Origin of the sequence: Kitasatospora sp. NPDC058063, from assembly GCF_042885395.1 — a bacterium.
Taxonomy (GTDB): domain Bacteria; phylum Actinomycetota; class Actinomycetes; order Streptomycetales; family Streptomycetaceae; genus Kitasatospora; species Kitasatospora lactacystinica.
This window is the reverse complement of record NZ_JBHVSD010000005.1, coordinates 290,461-308,260: the sequence shown is the minus strand read 5'-3', so window position 1 is coordinate 308,260 and position 17,800 is coordinate 290,461. Positions and strand designations below refer to the sequence as shown.

Below are 17,800 nucleotides of genomic sequence, written 5' to 3'. Positions count from 1 at the left end.
CGCGGCCCGCCGCCGACCAGGGAGGTCACAGAGATGTCGCACAGCGTGCTGGTGGGGATCGACGGCTCGGCACAGAGCGCGGCGGCGGCCGAGTGGGCCGCCCGCGAGGCCCACCGGAACGGGCTCGCGCTGCGGATGGTCCTCGTCGCCGGCGGCGAGGTGGACGCGCTCGACCGCGACCTCGGCGGCGGCAGCGCGCTGCCGGGCCCGGTGGCCGCGATCCGGGACCGGATCTCGGCCGAGCTGCCCGGCCTGGCGGTCTCCTGCGAGGTCATCCCCGGGAACCCGGCCCACGCACTGGCCGCCACCGCCCGGCGGGCCGCGGTGATGGTGCTGGGCTCGCGCGGCCTGGGCGGTTTCGCGGGCCTCCTGGTCGGTTCGGTCGGGTTGCGCGCCGCCGCCCTGACACACTGCCCGGTGGTGCTGGTCCGGGCCGACTCGGACGCAGGAATCGGGACGGACGGACCGGCCGTGGCGCCCGGACCCGTCGTCGTGGGCGTCGAGGGCGACCGGCCGTGCGACGCGGTGCTCGCCTTCGCCTTCCGGCACGCGGCCGGCACCGGCGCCGCCCTGCGGGTGATGGAGAGCCGGGACACCTTCCGGGGCCCGTACGCGACGGCGGCGCCGGTGGGCCGGTGGGAGATCGGGGAGTCCCTGGCGGCCGCCGAACAGGTGCGGCTGCAGGACGCCCTGGCGCGCTGGCAGGACAAGTTCCCCACGGTCCGTACCGAGGCGGAGGTGTGCGCCTGGAGCCCGAGCAGGATGCTCGTGGAAGCCTCCCGCACCGCCTCGCTGGTCGTCCTCGGCCGGCGCGCTCCCAAGCACCCGATAGCCGGACCCCGACTGGGGCCGGTGGCTCAGTCCGTGCTCCACCACGCCAACGGCCCGGTCGCCGTCGTACCGCACGACTGAACCGTCCACCGGGTTCCGGCCACGGGACCAACCGTGCGCCGGGCCCGGGACCTTCGGCCGCAAGCGGGTCCCATTGGTCGGATCCCCCGGCGCGCGGCACGAGGAAGCCTTGAGGGGAAGGCGCACGGCACCCGCCCGGCGCCCTGAGCTCGGACGCTGATCCGGAGAGGTGGTCCACCATGGCACGTCGCCCGCACCACGAGTCGAAGGCGGCTCCCGCGAGCAACAGCCTTCGCAGCGTCACGCCCCAGCCGCCGACCGCCGTCGACGCGCTGGTCGCCTCCGCCCTGGAGTCCCTCCGGGACTACGCCGACTTCACCCAGGAGCAGGTCGACCACATCGTCAGGAAGGCCTCGCTGGCAGCGCTGGCCGAGCACACCGGGCTCGCCGTTCTGGCCGTGGAGGAGACCGGGCGCGGCGTGTTCGAGGACAAGGCGGTGAAGAACGTCTTCGCGTGCGAGAACGTCACCCACGTGATGGCCCGGACGAAGACGGTCGGGGTGGTGTACCGCGACGAACTCGACGGCATCGTGGAGATCGCCGAGCCGGTCGGCGTGGTCGCCGGCATCACCCCGGTGACCAACCCGACCTCCACCACGATCTTCAAGTGCCTGCTCGCGCTCAAGACCCGCAACCCGATCGTGTTCGCCTTCCACCCCTCGGCCCAGCGCTGCTCGGCCGAGGCGGCCCGGATCGTGCGGGACGCGGCGGTGGCGGCCGGCGCGCCCGCGCACTGCATCCAGTGGATCGCGGAACCGTCGATGGACGCCACCCACGCCCTGATGAACCACCCGGACGTCGCCACCATCCTGGCCACCGGCGGCAACGCGATGGTGCGGGCCGCGTACTCCTGTGGCAAGCCGGCGCTGGGCGTCGGCGCGGGCAACGTCCCCGCGTATGTGGAGAGGAGCGCGGACCTGAAGCGGGCGGTGAACGACATCGTGCTGTCGAAGTCCTTCGACAACGGCATGATCTGCGCCTCCGAGCAGGCCGTCGTCCTGGACGCGGAGATCCGGGAGGCGGCGCTCGCCGAGTTCCGGAAGCTGAAGGCGCACCACGCGAGCGCCGAGGAGAAGGCGCTGCTGGAGCGGTACCTGTTCGGGGCCGGGGACGGTACGGCGTGCGCCGGCGACCGTTTGAACGCCGAGGTGGTGGGCCGCTCGGCGGCGCAGGTCGCGCAGGCGGCGGGCTTCGAGGTACCGGCCGACACCTCGGTGATCCTCGTCGACTGCGAGCGGGTCGGCCCCTCGGAGCCGCTGACCCGCGAGAAGCTCTGCCCGGTCCTGGCCGTACTCACCGCCCGCTCCCGCCCGGAAGGCGTCGAACTGGCCTCCGCCATGGTGGAGTTCAACGGCCTCGGGCACTCGGCGGCGGTGCACACCGAGGACGAGGCGTTCGTCGAGGAGTTCGGGCACGCGGTCAAGGCCTGCCGGATCATCTGGAACGCGCCGAGTTCGCAGGGCGGCATCGGCGACGTCTACAACGCCTTCACACCCTCGTTGACCCTGGGCTGCGGCAGCTACGGGCACAACTCGGTCTCCGGGAACGTGTCGGCGCTGAACCTCGTCAACATCAAGCGGATCGGGCGGCGCAACACCAACATGCAGTGGTTCAAGGTCCCGCCGAAGATCTTCTTCGAGCGCAACTCGGTCAAGTACCTGGCGAGCATGCCCCGTGCGCACCGCATCGTCGTCGTGACCGACCGGACCATGGTGGACATCGGCCACCTGGAGCGGATCCGCGGTGTGCTCGACCGCCGCCGCGACCCGGTCGAGGTACGGGTCATCGACTCCGTCGAGCCGAACCCGAGCATCGACACCGTCCGCAAGGGCGCCGCCCTGATGCGCGAGTTCGAGCCGGACACCATCATCGCCCTGGGCGGTGGCTCGCCGATGGACGCGGCCAAGGTGATGTGGCTGATGTACGAGCACCCCGAGGTGGAGTTCGCGGACCTGAAGGAGAAGTTCTTCGACATCCGCAAGCGTGCCTTCACCTTCCCCGACCTCGGTGAGAAGGCCAAACTGGTCTGCATCCCCACCACCTCGGGCACCGGCAGTGAGGTCACCCCCTTCGCCGTCATCACCGACACCGCCACCGGCCAGAAGTACCCGCTCGCGGACTACGCGCTCACCCCGAGCGTGGCCATCGTCGACCCGGCCCTGACCACCGGCCTCCCGAAGCACGTCACCGCCGACACCGGCTTCGACGCCCTCACCCACTGCATCGAGACCTACGTCTCCGTCTACGCCAACGACTTCACCGACGGACTCGCGCTCCAGGGCATCCGGCTGATCTTCGACAATCTGGAGCGCGCGGTGCTGAACGGACCGGACGACCCCTTCGCCCGCGAGCGGATGCACAACGCCGGCACGATCGCCGGAATGGCCTTCGGCTCCGCCTTCCTCGGCGCCGTACACGCCATGGCCCACACCCTCGGCGCGACCTTCCACATCGCCCACGGCCGCACCAACGCCCTGCTGCTGCCGCACGTGATCCGCTGGAACGGCTCCGCCCCGGCCAAGGTCACCGGCTGGCCCAAGTACCGGAGCTACACCGCCCCCGAGCGCTACCAGGCGATCGCCCGGATGCTCGGCCTGCCGGCCGTCACCCCCGAACAGGGCGTCGAATCCCTCGCCGCGGCGGTCGAGGACCTGCGGGACAGGGCCGGCATCCCGCGCTCCTTCAAGGCTGCCGGAGTCGACGAGGCCGCGTTCCTGGCGGCCCTCCCCCAGCAGGCCATGAACGCCTACGAGGACCAGTGCGCCCCCGCCAACCCCCGGATGCCGATGCTCGCCGACATGCAGCAGCTGATGCGCCGCGCCTACTACGGCGACCAGGCCTGAGAGGACACCGAGATGACCACCTCGCAGCACGAGCGGACCGCCCTCGCCTGGGACGGCTTCCGGGGCGGACCATGGCGGGACACCATCGACGTCCGCGACTTCATCCAGCGCAACTACACCCCGTACGAGGGCGAGGCCGACTTCCTCACCGGCCCCACCGAACGGACGACCGACGTGTGGCGGCAGATCACCGACCGCTTCCCCGAGGAACGCGCCAAGGGCGTGTACGACGTCGCGTACGACATCCCGGCCGGCATCACGGCGCACGCGCCCGGATACATCGACCGCGAGAAGGAGCTGATCGTCGGCCTGCAGACCGACGCCCCGCTGAAGCGGGCGATCATGCCGTACGGCGGCTGGCGGATGGTGGCGGGCGCGCTGCGGACCTACGGGTACCCGGTCGACCCGGAGCTGGAGAAGGTCTTCACCCGGTACCGCAAGACCCACAACGACGGCGTGTTCGACGCCTACACGCCCGAGATCCTCGCGGCCCGCAGGGCCGGCGTCATCACCGGGCTCCCGGACGCCTACGGCCGCGGCCGGATCATCGGCGACTACCGGCGCGTCGCCCTGTACGGCGTGGACCGGCTGGTCGAGGCCAAGCTCGCCGAGAAGACCGAGCTGGACGCGCCGCCCACCGACCCGGCGCGGCTGGAGGAGACCATCCGCGAGCGCGAGGAACTCGCCGAACAGATCCGCGCACTGGGCGAGCTCAAGGAGATGGCCTCGGCGTACGGGTACGACGCCTCCGGCCCCGCCGCGACCGCCCGCGAGGCGATCCAGTGGCTGTACTTCGGCTACCTCGCGGCCGTCAAGGAGCAGAACGGCGCGGCCATGTCGCTCGGCCGCACCTCGACATTCCTCGACGTCTACCTCCAACGTGACCTCGCGGCGGGGCTCCTGACCGAACAGCAGGCCCAGGAACTGGTGGACGACTTCGTCATCAAACTGCGGATCGTCCGCTTCCTGCGCACCCCCGAGTACGACGAACTGTTCTCCGGCGACCCGACCTGGGTCACCGAATCGATCGGCGGCATCGGCACCGACGGCCGCACCCTCGTCACCCGGACCTCCTTCCGCTACCTTCAGACCCTCTACAACCTGGGCCCGGCGCCCGAGCCCAACATGACGGTCCTCTGGTCACCGCGACTCCCCGAGGGTTTCAAGGAGTTCTGCGCCCGCGTGTCCATCGACACCTCCTCGCTCCAGTACGAGTCCGACGACCTCATGCGCCCCCGCTTCGGCGACGACACCGCCATCGCCTGCTGCGTCTCCGCCATGGAGGTCGGCAAGCAGATGCAGTTCTTCGGCGCCCGGGTCAACCTCGCCAAGACCCTCCTCTACGCGATCAACGGCGGGCGGGACGAACTGACCGGCGCCCAGGTCGGGCCCCCGACCGCCCCGGTGGGCGGCGCGGTGCTCGACTACGACGAGGTGCTGGCCCGCTTCGACGAGCAGCTGGAGTGGCTCGCCGGGACGTACGTCCACGCGCTCGACGTCATCCACTACATGCACGACAGGTACGCCTACGAGCGGATCGAGATGGCCCTGCACGACCGGGCCGTACGGCGCACCATGGCCTGCGGCATCGCCGGGCTCGCGGTGGCCGCCGACTCGCTGTCCGCGATCAGGTACACCAAGGTCCGTCCGGTGCGCGACGAGACCGGACTCGTCACCGACTACCTGGTCGAGGGCGACTACCCGGCGTACGGCAACAACGACGACCGGGCCGACGCGATCGCCGTCCGGCTGGTCGAGGACTTCATGGCCAAGGTGCGCAAGCACCCCGCCTACCGGGGCGCCGAACACACCCAGTCCGTCCTGACCATCACCTCGAACGTCGTCTACGGCAGGAAGACCGGCAACACCCCGGACGGGCGGCGGGCCGGCGAGCCGTTCTCCCCGGGCGCCAACCCGATGAACGGGCGCGACGCCCACGGCTACGTGGCCGCCGCGCTCTCGGTCGCGAAGCTCCCCTACGCGCACGCCGAGGACGGCATCTCGCTCACCAACACCGTCACCCCGGACGCGCTCGGCCGCACCCCCGAGGAGCGGGTCCGCAACCTGGTCGGCGTGCTGGACGGCTACACCACGTGCCACGGCTTCCACATGAACGTCAACGTCCTCGACCGGGACACCCTGCTGGACGCCATGGACCACCCGGAGAAGTACCCGCAGCTCACCATCCGGGTCAGCGGCTACGCGGTCAACTTCGTCCGGCTCACCCGCGAGCAGCAACTCGACGTGATCGGCCGCACGTTCCACGACGCACTGTAGCCTCGCCACCCGCTCGCGGTGCCGGCGCCCCCGACCACCGGCGCCGGCACCGCGCCGCGCCGACCCGCGCCGCCCTGCCCCCGCCCCGCAGAAGGAGCACACCCCATGGCCACGGCCGCCCCGCAACCGGTCACCGGCATGCTGCACTCCTGGGACCTGTCCACCGGAGTCGACGGCCCCGGCACCCGCTTCGTCACCTTCCTGGCCGGCTGCCCGCTGCGCTGCCTGTACTGCCACAACCCCGACACCCGCTCCATGCGCCACGGCCGCCCCTGCTCGGCCGAGGAGATCGTGCGCGAGGCCGCCAAGTACACCGAATTCATCCGTGCCTCCGGCGGCGGCGCCACCGTCAGCGGCGGTGAACCGCTCCTCCAACCCGCCCTCACCGGCGAGTTGCTGCACCGGTTCAAGCACGAACTCGGCCTGCACACCGCACTGGACACCTCCGGCTTCCTCGGCGCCCGCGCCGAGGAAGCGCTGCTCGCCGACACCGACCTCGTGCTGCTCGACATCAAGTCCTGGGACCGCGCCCTCTACCGGCACCTGACCGGACAGCGGCTCGACCCCACGCTCGACTTCGCCCGCCGCCTGGCCGACCTGGGCAGGGAGGTCTGGCTGCGCTTCGTCCTCGTGCCGCACCTGACCGACCCCGCCGCGAACATCGAGGGCGTCGCCGCCTTCGCCGCCTCGCTCGGCAACGTCACCCGGGTCGACGTCCTGCCCTTCCACAAGCTCGGCGCCGCCAAGTGGCGCGCCCTCGGGCTCGACTTCCCCCTCGCCGACACCCCGGTGCCCACACCGGACCAGATCGCCCGGGCCCGGGCGGTCTTCGCCGCGCAGGGCCTGCACACGGTCTGAACCCGGACGGGTTCTCCGGCAGGTCCGCGGCTGCGGTGCCGCTGCTCGGCACCGGCGCCCGGACCACCGCTTTCCCCTCTGCCCCAGCCCCACCCTTCGGCTTTCCGGCACAGCCTCCTCCCGGCTGGCATGGTGGCCGCGGATCGCCGATGGTGGCGGTGAAGGACGGCACAACTCTCGGAGGCGTGTGATGGGCGAGGAACCCCGCCGCTCGGCTCGGATCGTCGTGGGTAGTCGCGGGCACGGCGGATTCACCGAGGCCCTGCTGGGCTCGGTCGGCCAGCACTGCGTCCACCACGCTCGCTGCCCGGTCGTCGTCGTACGCGCCGCACAGCACCAGCCGCAGGCGGAACCGTGACCAACGAGGCGATCGACTACCGGGCGGTGTTCCGTGCCCTGCCCGGCATGGTCGCGCTGCTCACCCCGGACCTGGTGTACGCCGACGCCAACGAGGATTTCCTCAGCCTGTCCGGGCGCACCCGCGAGCAGCTCGTCGGCCGGTACCTCTTCGACATCTTCCCCGACAACCCGAACGACCCCGCCGCCACCGGAGCCCACAACCTGGAGGTATCCCTGCGCAGGGTCCTGGCATCCGGCGAGCGCGACACCATGGCCCTGCAGCGCTACGACGTCGAGTCGACCGCCCGGCCCGGCGAGTGGGAGGAGCGGTACTGGAGTCCGGTCAACGCCCCCGTGCTCGACGGCGAGGGCCGTGCGGTGCTGCTCGTCCACCGCGTCGAGGAGATCACCCAGCTCATCCGCGCCCACGGCCTGCCCGAGGGCAACCGCGCCCGCGTCCTGGAAGCCGAGCTCTACACCCGCGCCCGCGAACTCCAGGAGGTCAATGAGCGCCTGCGCGAGTCCCACGCGCGCGAACGCGAGGTCGCACTCGCGCTCCAGGGGGCCATGCTGCCCGCACCCAGACCACTCGAACGCCACCGTGCCGCGGTCCGTTACCGACCCGCCATGGGCGCCCTCAACGTCTGCGGCGACTGGTACGACCTCGTCGAACTGCCGGACGACCGCGTCGCGGTCGCCGTCGGCGACGTGGTCGGCCACGGCCTCGCCGCCGCCGGCGTCATGGGCCAGCTCCGCAGTGCCCTCAGCGCCGCCTCCCGGGTTGCCGGCGGCCCCGCCCAGGCCCTGGAGGTGCTCGGGCTGTACGCCCGTTCCGTCGAGGGCGCCGAATCCACTACCGCCGCGACCGCCTTCATCGACTCCGGCGCCCACACCATCACCTACAGCAGCGCCGGCCATCCCCCGCCCGCCCTGCTGCACGGCGACGGCACCGTCGAATTCCTCGACCAGGCCACCGACCCTCCGCTCGGCGCCCGTCCCGAGCACCGGACCCGGCCCGAGGCCGTCACCCGATTCGCCGAAGGGGACACGCTCGCCCTCTACACCGACGGCCTGGTCGAACGCCGCCGCGAGGACATCGACACCGGCCTGGACCGCCTCGCGCACGTCCTCACCACGCACCGCTCCGCCGACCCCGATGTCCTCGCCGACACCGTCCTCACCGAACTGATCCCCCCGGGCGGCGCCACCGACGACACCGCGCTCGTCGTCATCCGGCTCTGACGGCAGCTCCCGGCCTGCTGACGGGTCCCGGGGGCGCCCGCCGGGGCGCCGCGAGCACGCCTACGCTGGTCATGGGCATCGGGGGCGAGCCACGGAGGATTTCCTTGGGCAACGCGTCGGAGGGCCCCGCTCCCGTACCGGACCCGCGGCTGGACGAGCTCCTGGAGGAGCTCCGGGCCCGGCTGAACACCGCCCGCGGCACCCGGGACCGGGTGCACAGCCTGCTGGAGGCCGTGCTGGCGGTCGGACGCGACCTGGAGCTGACCCAGGCGCTCCGGCACATCGTGGAGGCCGCCGTCACCCTGGTGGACGCCGAGTACGGCGCACTCGGTGTGATCGGCGAGGACCAGCGACTGTCCCAGTTCATCCCGGTCGGGGTCACGGACGAACAGGTCGAGCTGATCGGCGCCCTGCCCTCCGGACACGGAATCCTCGGCGAGCTGATCCGCCACCCCGAACCGCTGCGGCTCACCCGGCTCTCCGACCACCCCGCCTCCTACGGCTTCCCGGCCGACCACCCGCCGATGCGCAGCTTCCTGGGGGTGCCGATCCGGATCCGGGACAAGGTGTTCGGCAACCTCTACCTGACCGAGAAGCGCGGCGGGGGCGACTTCGACGCCGAGGACGAGTCGGTGCTCGCCACCCTCGCCGTCGCCGCCGGGGTGGCCATCGACAACGCCCGGCTCTACGCCCGGGCCCGCCAGCGGCAGCGCTGGCTGGAGGCGAGTGCGGAGGTGACCAGCAGCCTGCTGTCGGGCAGCGGGGACCAGGAGGTGCAGGACCTGCTGCTCACCCGGGCGACCGAACTCGTCGGAGCGGACCTCGCGGTCGTCGCCGTGCCACGGCCGGGGACCGCCGAGCTGGAGGTCCGGATCGCCGTCGGCCTCGGCGAGCGGGAGCACCGCGGCCTGGTGCTGCCGATCGAGGGCTCGTTCATGGGCGCGGCCTTCCGCACCGGCGGGCTCGTGGTGAGCCCCGACGTCCGGAAGGACCCGCGGGTCACGGCGGGGCCGCCGCGCTGGCAGGGGCTGGGCCCGGCGGTCGCGGTGCCCGTCGGCACCGCCGAGCGCGGGATCCGGGGCGTGCTGCTGCTGGCCCGGGCCGCCGGCGCGCCGCTGTTCGAGGAGGACCAGTCCGCTCCCCTGCTCGGCTTCGCCGGCCAGGCCGCGGTGGCGCTCGAACTCGCCGAGCGCCGCCGGGACTCGGAGCAGATCGCCCTGCTGCGGGAACGCGACCGGATCGCCCGCGATCTGCACGACCTGGCCGTCCAGCGGCTCTTCGCCACCGGCATGACCCTCCAGGGCGCCACCCGCTTCATCGACCACCCCGAGGCGACCGAGCGCGTCCTGCGGGCGATCGACGACCTGGACGAGACGGCCAGGACGATCCGCGCCACCATCTTCGGCCTGCGCCTGCGGGAAAGGGGCCCGGCGGCGACCGGACTGCGCGCCCGCATCGCCGAGGTGGTCGAGCGCGCCACCCGGTCCCTCGGTTTCGCCCCGGCCCTGCGGACGGCCGGCCTGCTCGACGTCTCCGTACCTCCCGAGGTCGCGGACGCGGCCGTCGCCGTCCTGGAGGAGGCCCTGTCCAACGCCGCCCGCCACGCTCGGGCCGGCGCCGTGGATGTCACGGTGGCCGCCGGCGACGAGCTGACCGTGACGGTCACGGACAACGGGGTCGGTCTGCCCGGGACCGGCCGCCGCGGCGGGCTCGCCAACCTCACCGACCGGGCCTCCGGACTGGGCGGTACCTTCACGGCCCGGACCCGGGCGGAGGGCGGCACCGAGCTGGTCTGGCAGGTGCCCCTGGGGTAGGTCTCAGCCCTGGTCCAGGACCTCGCCGGGGCTCAGGCGGGGTGTCGGGGCGCCCTCGGGGCCGTAGCCGAGGCGGATCAGCATCTGAACGTGGCCGGGGCGGTCGTGCGGGTCCCGGGCCTCCCAGCGCAGGTAGGACCACTCCATGGCCTGGTGCAGCAGGGAGGCACGGACACCGTGGACGGTGGCGGCGAGCAGAACGTGTTCCAGGGCGAGGCCGGCCCGCAGCCAGTCCGCCGGGCCGTCGCGGTCGGTGGTGAGCACGGCGATCCGAGGTTCGTGCTCGAAGAGGGCGGGAGCCCGGTGCTCGGTCGCGTGGATGGCGGAGAAGTCGCGCATCGGCAGTTGACCGGCCGCGTCCTGGGGGCCGAGCGCACCGACCGGGATGCCGTAGCGCGGTACCTCGCCGGTACGGATCCAGCTGCGGCTCTCGGTGCGCTGGGCCTCGTCGGTGGTGTTGCGGCGCTCGGCCTCGGCGGTGAGGTGGAGCAGCCGGGCGGTCTCCGTGCGGTCGGGCAGGTGGAGCGCGGCGTCCTCGGTTCGGGCGGCGGCGGTCAGTTCGTCGAGTACGGCCGGTGGGACCGGTACGGCGGTGAACGGCGTACGGATGGAATGCCGGTGCCAGATCGCCTCGTAGAGCTTCTCGGTGCCTGGGGCCGGCGCGGTGGCCGGGGTGTCGAGCCGGAGCGCCGCGAGCAGGTCGGGCTCGGCCGGATCGGGCAGCAGGCGGGCCTCGGGTGCCCAGCCGAGGTGGCGGGCGGCGACCCGGAGGTTGAGAACGGCCGCGCCGACGGAGATGTGCAGCGCCCGGCCCTCCGGGTCGGCGGCCGGGACGGCCCGGCTGCGGTCGGCCCGGACTTCCAGGGTCGAGGTGTCCGGCTGGAGCCGGAAGCGCCACGGCTGGCTGTTGTGGATCGAAGGTGCCGCGACCGCCGCGGAGACGAGCTTCTCCAGTGCGGGGGCGTCGAGGGCGAGGGTGGACATGACCGTCTCCAGGAATGCGCCGTCAGCCGGAATCGGGCGGGTCGCCGGCGGCGCCGCGCAGGGTGGCGTGTCGGGCCCGGTACTCGTCGGGGTCGATCTCGCCGCGGGCGAGGCGCTCCGCGAGCAGTTGCTCCGGGGTGGGCCGGGCCGGCGGCGCTACCGGGGGCGTCGGGCCGTGCGGGGCCGGCCGGCCGAGGTGCCGGACCAGGGCGATCACGCCGAGGACCACCAGTGCCCAGAAGAGCAGCATGCTCACGGTCATCAGGCCGATGCCCCAACCGTTCATGCCCCCGTCGTTCCAGTACATCATCGCCGTCTCCTCGGGCCGTAACGGGAGGTCGATCACCTCCAGCTTGCGACCGAGGAGCGGCGTGCCGCTTGGGCCGTTCGGCTCCCCCCGCGGGCCCGCCGGGCCCCGCCGGGGCCCGGGCATCCGGTCCCGCAGGTCCCGGCAGACGGTCACTCCGTCGACAGCGGCGAACGCGACCGTCCCCACGCCTCCGCTCAGGCCGGCGCGCCGAGCCGGAGTTCCACGTCGACCACGCCGGGCACGGAGCGCAGCAGCCTTTCCAGGAGGGGTCCGGAGAGGGTGCCCGGCAGTTCGCCCGTCAGGGTGATCCGGCCGTTCTCGGAGCGGATGTCGCTCTCGACGGCGGCATCCGGGCCGAGGGCGGCGACCAGCTCGAAGCGGACCCGGTCGGCGAGCTCGCGGTCGTCCTCGAGGTAGACCTTCAGCAGGTCGCCCCGGCTGACGATGCCGACCAGGTAGTCCTCCTCGTCGACCACCGGGAGCCGTTTGAGGTGGCCGCGGGCCATCGCCCGGGCCGCCTCGTTGAGCGGGCTGCCGGGGTGCACGGTGACCGCCGGGACGGACATCATCCGCCCGGCCGTCAGGGCGTCGGCGCGCACGCCGTCGCGGTCCCGGGCGGTGAGCAGGTCGGCCTCGGAGACCACCCCGATCACCCGGCCGTCACCGGTCAGCACGGGGACGGCGCTGACCCGCCAGCGCTGGAGGGTGTCGGCGACCTCGCGGAAGTCCGCGTCGCGGCCGACGGCCACCACCGCATGGGTCATGACGTCGGCGACGGTGCTCGGTGTGCGGGTCATGGCGGCCTCCTAAGATGCCGCGCGGTAGGCGCGGGGGTGTTCCAGGGACCGGTCGGTGTCGTCCTCGGTCCAGTCCAGGGTGGCGTGGACGGCGACCACACCGTCCACGGCGCGGCAGAGCTGTTCGGCGATCGGGACCAGGCTGCGAAACCTCAGGCGCCCGTTCAGGGTGACCACGCCGTCCTGCACCGCGACCTGGACGTCTCCGGGCGCGACCCAGAGGGTCTGTCCCAGCACGTCGTGGTTGATCTCGTCCCGGATCGCCGCGTCGTGGCGCAGGAAGACCTGCAGCAGGTCCCTGCGGCTCACGATGCCGACCAGGCGGCCGGCCTCGTCGACCACGGGCAGGCGCTTGACCTTGTGCTTGTCCATGGCCCGTGCGGCCTCGGGAACCGACCAACCGGGACGGGCGGTGACGGCGGGACTGGTCATCATTCCGCCGGCCGTCTCCGCCTCGGCGCGGGCGCGGTCCTTCTCCGCCAGCCAGCGACCCGGGTAGCGGCCCTCCGGGTCCGGCAGGACGGCCTCCTTGCGGATCAGGTCGGCCTCGGACACCATGCCGATCGGACGGCCCTGGTCGTCGACGACCGGGATCGCGGTGACGTCGTTGCGGTGGAACAGCGCCGCAACCTCCTTGGCCGGCGTGTCGGTCCGGGCGGTGACGACCTCCCTGGTCATCACGTCGTTGACAGTGCGGTGCTGCATCGTCCTCATTCCTCCTCCGGTGGTCCCGTCTTCACTGTCCGCGCGTCCGGAGCCGCCGGACAGGGCCGGTCGGCCCCTGCCGGAGCCCGCGTTCGGTGGTGCCATGGAAGTACGGACGGCCGGGCCGTGTCCCCGGCCCCCGCACCGAGCCAGGGAGGCCGGCATGAGAGCCGCCGTGGGAGACCGCATCATCGTCCAGGGCACCCGGCCGGGCGCCGCCCGCCGGGACGGCGAGATCGTCGGGCTGCACCACCCGGACGGCAGCCCGCCGTACGACGTCCGCTGGTCGGACGAGGACCGGGTCACCGAATACTTCCCCGGGCCGGACGCCCGGATCCACCACTTCGACCACGAGCCGTCGCCCACCCGGACCGCCCCGCCGCAACCGCACCTCTTCGCCGACTGACGGGCCTCCGCCGTGACCGTCTCCGCCGACCCGCAGGCCCGCGAACTGACCGGCTCCGAGGCCGCACGACTGCTCGCCGAACACGGCCGCAACGAGGTCGCCGCCGACCGCCGGGTGCCGCTGTGGACCCGGGTGGCCGCCCAGCTGCGCGACCCCCTGATCACCGTGCTGCTCGCGGCCGTCGCGCTGACGGTGGCGATCGGCGACCATCCGGACGCGGCCGCCCTGCGGCAGGCGGACATCGGCGTGGCCATGGGCGCGGAACCCGCCTCGCCCGGCGCGATGACCCGGCTGCCGCGCCCGCCGGACCAGCACATCCTGGGCTCCGGCGTGTGGCAGCGGGTCCTGCTGCTCGCCGCGGTGGTCGCGGCCGCCGCCCTCGGCGCGGCACTCTGGGCCCTCGAGGACGACCGGCCCTGGCAGACCGTCCTGTTCCTCGCCCTGCTGGCCGGCCAGCTCGGCACCGTCCTGGGCCTGCGCGAACGACTGCTGACCCGCGCGAACCCGTTCCTCCCGCTGGCCGTCCTCGCCTCCGCCGCGCTCGCGGCCGCCGCCCTCTACCTCCCACTCCTCCGCGGCCTGCTCGACACCGTGCCGCTCGGCCGGTCCGACCTGGCCGCGCCCGTCCTCGCCGGAGCCGTCGGCTTCACGACGGCCCGGCTGCTCAAGCACGGGATCTGACGGCCGGGCCGGTCGGCCCTCGCGGCGCAAGGCGGGGCTGCCTAGCGTGGGAACAGGGTCAGCGTCATCGACCTCACCGAAGTCACCGGGACCACCGGGACCACCAGGACCACCGGACCGAGGAGGACCATCATGACGTCCGCAAGCTCCGACGGCCCGGGCCGTCCCGTCGTCCTCGGCGTCGACGCCCACGACACCGGCTCGATGCCCGCCGCCTGGGCGGCCGACGAGGCCGCCCGCAGGGGGCTTCCGCTGCGATTGGTGCACGCCGTGCCGTCGTTGTACCGCGAGTTCCGGCCCTTCGACGAGGGCCGCTACCACAAGGCCCTGCGAGAGCGGGCCGACCGGGCACTCGACCGGGCCGCCACGCTGGCCCGGGAGCGCCACCCCGAGCTGGGCGTGACGACCGTGGTGGCCGAGGACGTCCCGGCGCCCGCACTGTGCCGGGAGTCCCGCAACGCCGCGCTCGTGGTCCTCGGCTCCCGCCGGCTGAGCCGGGTCGAGGAGGCGCTGAGTACCTACTCGGTGGCCGTCCCGGTCAGCGCCCAGGCGCACTGTCCGGTGGTCGTGGTCCGCGACCCCGAGCACACCACCCAGGACCCGCCGTACGTCGTGCTCGGCGTGGACGGCAGCCCGTCCTCGGAGCCCGCCGTCGACTTCGCCTTCGCGTACGCGGACGAGCGCCGGGCCGCGCTGCGCGTCCTGTGGGTCTGGCAGCGCCCGCCGGTGGGCAACCCGGACGAACCCGCCACCGAGCGGATGCTGCGCCGAATGCTCTTCGAGTCCACCGCGGGTCACCACGAACACCACCCCGACGTGACCGTGACCCACGAACTCGTGCACGGCCACCCGGTCGAGGGGCTCGCCCTGGCCTCCGAACACGCCCTCGCGGTGGTCGTCGGCCGCCGCGGCAACGGCGGCTTCACCGGCATGCGCCTCGGCTCCGTACCCCACGGCCTGCTCCGCCGAGCCCACTGCCCCGTCGTGACGGTGCCGTCCGCTCCGCGCTGAACCGGGAACCGAAGCCCACTCACGTGTGGACATGCCCGCCCGGCGGTCCGATCCGGGCCGAACGGCCCACTCCGGTACGGGCGTTCCGGAGCGAGCCTGGACGTGACGAAAGGCGGAGACCATGCACACCGTGATCGTGTACGAGAGCATGTACGGCAACACCCGGGAGGTCGCCGAGGCCATCGCCGAAGGTGTCCGCCGGACCGACCCCGGGGCGGCCGTCGACTGCCTCCCGGTGTCCGAGACGAACGCGGACACCACCCGGTCCGCGGACCTGCTGGTCGTCGGCGGACCGACCCACATGCACGGCATGTCCTCCGGGCTCAGCCGCCGGATGGCCGCCGCGGCCGAGGGACACAAGGAGGGCCACGAGGCGGCCGCCGCCGAAGCACAAAAGACCGCCGAGGGCCCGGGCCTGCGCGCCTGGTTCCACGACCTTCCGACCACCGAGTCCGGCACCCACGCCGCCGCCTTCGACACCCGGACCGACATGCCCAGGTCCGGCGGCGCGGCCAACGGCATCGCCCACCGCCTCTCCCACCACCACTACGACGTGGTCGCCGAACCCGAGGGCTTCATCGTGGAGGGCAACGACGGACCACTGCGCGCCGGCGAACTCGACCGAGCCCGCGCATGGGGCGCCGGCCTGGTCTGAGCACGGGTGGCCGGAACCAGGGCCCGACGCAGGGCCGGGCCCTGGAGCACCGGTCCGAGCGCCAGGTCGCCCCGCCCCCGCCCCGGGCACCGAGGCACGTCCGCTGCGGCGGGGCGAGACTGGTCGGGGGACCGGGAACAGGAGTGAACGGGATGTCTGACGGTGGCGACGGCGGGTACCGCGCCCTCATCGGCGAGTCGGCCGCGCTGGTGCGGCTGGCACACACCGCTCTGCGCGGCGCGACGGCCCTACTGACCGATCCGGCCGACAGCGGGGCCGGGGTCCCGGTTGCGGAGAAGGCCCTCGCGGAACTGCTGACACGGATCGAGGAGGACGCCGCCGCGGCTCCCGGCGGACGGGCCGGGGTCGTCCTGGGCGTCCACGTGGGGTGCCAGGTCGAGGCCCTGGCGGACCTGGCGCAGCGGCTGCTGGAGGCCGCCTGGGCGCGCCAGGAGAGGCAACCGTTCGTCGAACGGCTACGGGCTCCGCTGCACGGGATAGCCGACGCGGCGCTGGACTCACTCGAACGGTCCGCCCACGCCCTGGAATCCGGCGCCCCCGAGGACGTCGCGGACGTCCTGGGGGAGCTGCACGAAGTCGGCCAACGGCAGCGACTCCTGTACGAGCTGCTGCTCCATGCCGAGCGGACGGATCCGGTGGACGCCACCGACCTTGTGCTGCTCTCCTGCTGCTACCAGCAGTGCGCCGACCGTGCGGGAGCGATCGCCCGCCACACAGCGCTCTTCTCCCGCCCTGGGCCCTGAAACCACGCGCGGGCCGGGGTCCGGGATCTCACGGCAGGCCCGCGACGGCGGTCGCCTCCATGAGCAGCCTGCTGGTGGGCTCGTCCCGCACCGCACCCCGGTCGGTCACCAGCATCGGGCCGAGCACCGGGTCCTCCGTGCCGGGGCCGCCCCGCAGCAGGCGTTCCAGCAGCGCCAGCACGTTGTGGGAGTACGCGCGCGAGGCGGTCCCGGGCACCTGCGCGGCGAGCTCGCCGGCACCGATCACCGTGGTCCCGTCACCGACCAGCGTGGTGGTGTCCGGCAGGACACTCTCGATGTTGCCGCCCTCCGGGCCCGCCGCCAGGTCCACCAGCACCGAGCCGGGCCGGAGCCGGGCCACCGTCTCCGTGTGGAGCAGGACCGGGGGCGTCCGGCCCGGCCGGGCAAGGGTCGTCACCACGAGGTCGTACCGCACCGAGGCCTCGGCCAGCCCCGCCACCCACGCCGTACGGTCCCGGTCGAGGGACTGCCACAGTTCCAGGTCGTCCACCGCCGGGTGCACACCGGACAGGCACAGCAGGTCGGCTCCCAGCGCGGCGGCGGCCGCACACTCACGATGCCGCGGTTCGACCGCGCCGACCGGAGCACCCAGCCGGCGGGCGGTGTCGATCGCCTGCAGACCGGCATGCCCGGCGCCGACCACGAGTACCCGAAGCGGGTCGAAGAGCCCGTCCGTGGTCCCCCAGGGCGGCAGGCAGCGGTCCAGGTGCTCGGCGGCGAGCAGCACCGCCCGGTACCCCGCCACCCTGGCCTGCGAGGCCTCGGCGTCCAGCGGGTACCCGGCCGGCAAGTCGGGCGCCAGGTCGAGGCCGATCGCGGTCACGCCCCGGTCCGCCCACTGCCGGACCAGGAACGGGATCCGCTGCGGCCGCAGCAGAGCGGCCAGTACCTGCCCCGGGCGCAGTTCGTGCACCGGGTCGGTGCTCGGCGGACGGATGCCGAGCAGCACGTCCGCACAGCGCAGCACCTCGTCGCGTCCGGCCAGGACGGCACCCGCAGCCCGGTAGTCGGTGTCGTGGTGACCAGCGCGGAGGCCTGCGCCCGGCTCCGCCAGGACCGTCACGCCGAGGCGGCGGACGGCCGGCAACAGATCGGGCACGAGGGCCACCCGGCGCTCGCCCGGTACGGTCTCCCGCAGCACTCCCACCGCCGTGATCGCCATCGCTTCGTCCCGCTTCCTC

Annotated in this window: 17 protein-coding genes; 12 read left to right on the top strand and 5 right to left on the bottom strand. The window is 73.4% G+C overall.

Annotation, left to right across the window (positions count from 1 at the left end):
* Window positions 1-33: 33 nt before the first annotated feature.
* From ACFVUY_RS11130 to ACFVUY_RS11100, 7 genes are all read left to right on the top strand, one after another.
* A complete protein-coding gene (locus ACFVUY_RS11130; RefSeq protein WP_387729161.1) occupies window positions 34-912 on the top strand; it encodes a universal stress protein in 879 nt (292 codons plus the stop codon).
* Between the two features lie 179 nt (window positions 913-1,091).
* Window positions 1,092-3,755 carry a bifunctional acetaldehyde-CoA/alcohol dehydrogenase gene (gene adhE / locus ACFVUY_RS11125; RefSeq protein ID WP_387729158.1) on the top strand — a complete coding sequence of 888 codons (2,664 nt, stop codon included), beginning with the start codon at window positions 1,092-1,094 and terminating at the stop codon, window positions 3,753-3,755.
* Between the two features lie 12 nt (window positions 3,756-3,767).
* Complete coding sequence (pflB, locus tag ACFVUY_RS11120; protein ID WP_387729155.1) at window positions 3,768-6,032, top strand: formate C-acetyltransferase; 2,265 nt, start codon at window positions 3,768-3,770, stop codon at window positions 6,030-6,032.
* 105 nt (window positions 6,033-6,137) lie between these two features.
* Window positions 6,138-6,890 (top strand): pyruvate formate-lyase-activating protein, encoded by a 753-nt coding sequence (gene pflA / locus ACFVUY_RS11115; protein WP_387729153.1) that lies wholly within the window; start codon window positions 6,138-6,140, stop codon window positions 6,888-6,890.
* A 190-nt stretch (window positions 6,891-7,080) separates the two neighbouring features.
* Window positions 7,081-7,248: a universal stress protein gene (locus ACFVUY_RS11110; RefSeq protein ID WP_387729151.1), complete on the top strand. Its 168-nt coding sequence runs from the start codon at window positions 7,081-7,083 to the stop codon at window positions 7,246-7,248.
* Window positions 7,245-8,471, top strand: a complete 1,227-nt coding sequence (locus ACFVUY_RS11105) for a PP2C family protein-serine/threonine phosphatase (protein ID WP_387729149.1) — start codon at window positions 7,245-7,247, stop codon at window positions 8,469-8,471. Before ACFVUY_RS11110 ends, ACFVUY_RS11105 begins: the two co-directional genes overlap by 4 nt.
* Window positions 8,472-8,542: 71 nt before the next feature.
* Window positions 8,543-10,285 (top strand): GAF domain-containing protein, encoded by a 1,743-nt coding sequence (locus ACFVUY_RS11100; protein WP_387729147.1) that lies wholly within the window; start codon window positions 8,543-8,545, stop codon window positions 10,283-10,285.
* A 3-nt stretch (window positions 10,286-10,288) separates the two neighbouring features.
* Here the strand turns inward: ACFVUY_RS11100 and ACFVUY_RS11095 are convergent, their stop codons facing one another.
* The 4 genes from ACFVUY_RS11095 to ACFVUY_RS11080 form a co-directional block, all read right to left on the bottom strand.
* Window positions 10,289-11,269: an Acg family FMN-binding oxidoreductase gene (locus tag ACFVUY_RS11095; protein WP_387684277.1), complete on the bottom strand. Its 981-nt coding sequence runs from the start codon at window positions 11,267-11,269 to the stop codon at window positions 10,289-10,291.
* 22 nt (window positions 11,270-11,291) lie between these two features.
* The gene (locus ACFVUY_RS11090; protein WP_387684279.1) at window positions 11,292-11,579 is read right to left on the bottom strand and encodes an SHOCT domain-containing protein; all 288 of its coding nucleotides are present in this window, start codon (window positions 11,577-11,579) and stop codon (window positions 11,292-11,294) included.
* A 194-nt stretch (window positions 11,580-11,773) separates the two neighbouring features.
* Complete coding sequence (locus tag ACFVUY_RS11085) at window positions 11,774-12,376, bottom strand: CBS domain-containing protein (RefSeq protein WP_387729145.1); 603 nt, start codon at window positions 12,374-12,376, stop codon at window positions 11,774-11,776.
* Window positions 12,377-12,385: 9 nt separating this feature from the next.
* Window positions 12,386-13,081, bottom strand: coding sequence for a CBS domain-containing protein (locus ACFVUY_RS11080; protein ID WP_387729143.1), 696 nt, complete (start codon window positions 13,079-13,081; stop codon window positions 12,386-12,388).
* Window positions 13,082-13,244: 163 nt separating this feature from the next.
* On the opposite strand from ACFVUY_RS11080, the gene ACFVUY_RS11075 reads away from it, so the two are divergent.
* The 5 genes from ACFVUY_RS11075 (at window position 13,245) to ACFVUY_RS11055 (ending at window position 16,598) form a co-directional block, all read left to right on the top strand.
* Complete coding sequence (locus tag ACFVUY_RS11075; protein ID WP_387684285.1) at window positions 13,245-13,487, top strand: DUF1918 domain-containing protein; 243 nt, start codon at window positions 13,245-13,247, stop codon at window positions 13,485-13,487.
* A 12-nt stretch (window positions 13,488-13,499) separates the two neighbouring features.
* Entirely contained in the window at window positions 13,500-14,168 is a 669-nt protein-coding gene (locus ACFVUY_RS11070) for a cation transporting ATPase C-terminal domain-containing protein (RefSeq protein WP_387729141.1), read from the top strand.
* A gap of 132 nt (window positions 14,169-14,300) precedes the next feature.
* Window positions 14,301-15,179: a universal stress protein gene (locus ACFVUY_RS11065; RefSeq protein ID WP_387729139.1), complete on the top strand. Its 879-nt coding sequence runs from the start codon at window positions 14,301-14,303 to the stop codon at window positions 15,177-15,179.
* Window positions 15,180-15,300: 121 nt separating this feature from the next.
* A complete protein-coding gene (locus tag ACFVUY_RS11060; RefSeq protein ID WP_387729136.1) occupies window positions 15,301-15,834 on the top strand; it encodes a flavodoxin family protein in 534 nt (177 codons plus the stop codon).
* Window positions 15,835-15,986: 152 nt separating this feature from the next.
* Complete coding sequence (locus ACFVUY_RS11055) at window positions 15,987-16,598, top strand: hypothetical protein (RefSeq protein WP_387729133.1); 612 nt, start codon at window positions 15,987-15,989, stop codon at window positions 16,596-16,598.
* Window positions 16,599-16,626: 28 nt separating this feature from the next.
* On the opposite strand, the gene ACFVUY_RS11050 is transcribed toward ACFVUY_RS11055, so the two are convergent.
* Window positions 16,627-17,781 (bottom strand): NAD(P) transhydrogenase subunit alpha, encoded by a 1,155-nt coding sequence (locus ACFVUY_RS11050; RefSeq protein ID WP_387729130.1) that lies wholly within the window; start codon window positions 17,779-17,781, stop codon window positions 16,627-16,629.
* Window positions 17,782-17,800 lie beyond the last annotated feature (19 nt).

Excerpts from the sequence above, each read along its gene's own strand:
- ACFVUY_RS11060 (WP_387729136.1), top strand. The coding sequence starts at position 15,301 with ATGCACACCGTGATCGTGTACGAGAGCATGTACGGCAACACCCGGGAG.
- ACFVUY_RS11095 (WP_387684277.1), bottom strand. The coding sequence starts at position 11,269 with ATGTCCACCCTCGCCCTCGACGCCCCCGCACTGGAGAAGCTCGTCTCC.
- ACFVUY_RS11075 (WP_387684285.1), top strand. The coding sequence starts at position 13,245 with ATGAGAGCCGCCGTGGGAGACCGCATCATCGTCCAGGGCACCCGGCCG.
- adhE (WP_387729158.1), top strand. The coding sequence starts at position 1,092 with ATGGCACGTCGCCCGCACCACGAGTCGAAGGCGGCTCCCGCGAGCAAC.
- ACFVUY_RS11090 (WP_387684279.1), bottom strand. The coding sequence starts at position 11,579 with ATGATGTACTGGAACGACGGGGGCATGAACGGTTGGGGCATCGGCCTG.
- ACFVUY_RS11085 (WP_387729145.1), bottom strand. The coding sequence starts at position 12,376 with ATGACCCGCACACCGAGCACCGTCGCCGACGTCATGACCCATGCGGTG.
- ACFVUY_RS11080 (WP_387729143.1), bottom strand. The coding sequence starts at position 13,081 with ATGCAGCACCGCACTGTCAACGACGTGATGACCAGGGAGGTCGTCACC.
- ACFVUY_RS11050 (WP_387729130.1), bottom strand. The coding sequence starts at position 17,781 with ATGGCGATCACGGCGGTGGGAGTGCTGCGGGAGACCGTACCGGGCGAG.
- ACFVUY_RS11130 (WP_387729161.1), top strand. The coding sequence starts at position 34 with ATGTCGCACAGCGTGCTGGTGGGGATCGACGGCTCGGCACAGAGCGCG.
- ACFVUY_RS11100 (WP_387729147.1), top strand. The coding sequence starts at position 8,543 with ATGGGCATCGGGGGCGAGCCACGGAGGATTTCCTTGGGCAACGCGTCG.
- ACFVUY_RS11110 (WP_387729151.1), top strand. The coding sequence starts at position 7,081 with ATGGGCGAGGAACCCCGCCGCTCGGCTCGGATCGTCGTGGGTAGTCGC.
- pflB (WP_387729155.1), top strand. The coding sequence starts at position 3,768 with ATGACCACCTCGCAGCACGAGCGGACCGCCCTCGCCTGGGACGGCTTC.
- ACFVUY_RS11065 (WP_387729139.1), top strand. The coding sequence starts at position 14,301 with ATGACGTCCGCAAGCTCCGACGGCCCGGGCCGTCCCGTCGTCCTCGGC.
- pflA (WP_387729153.1), top strand. The coding sequence starts at position 6,138 with ATGGCCACGGCCGCCCCGCAACCGGTCACCGGCATGCTGCACTCCTGG.
- ACFVUY_RS11055 (WP_387729133.1), top strand. The coding sequence starts at position 15,987 with ATGTCTGACGGTGGCGACGGCGGGTACCGCGCCCTCATCGGCGAGTCG.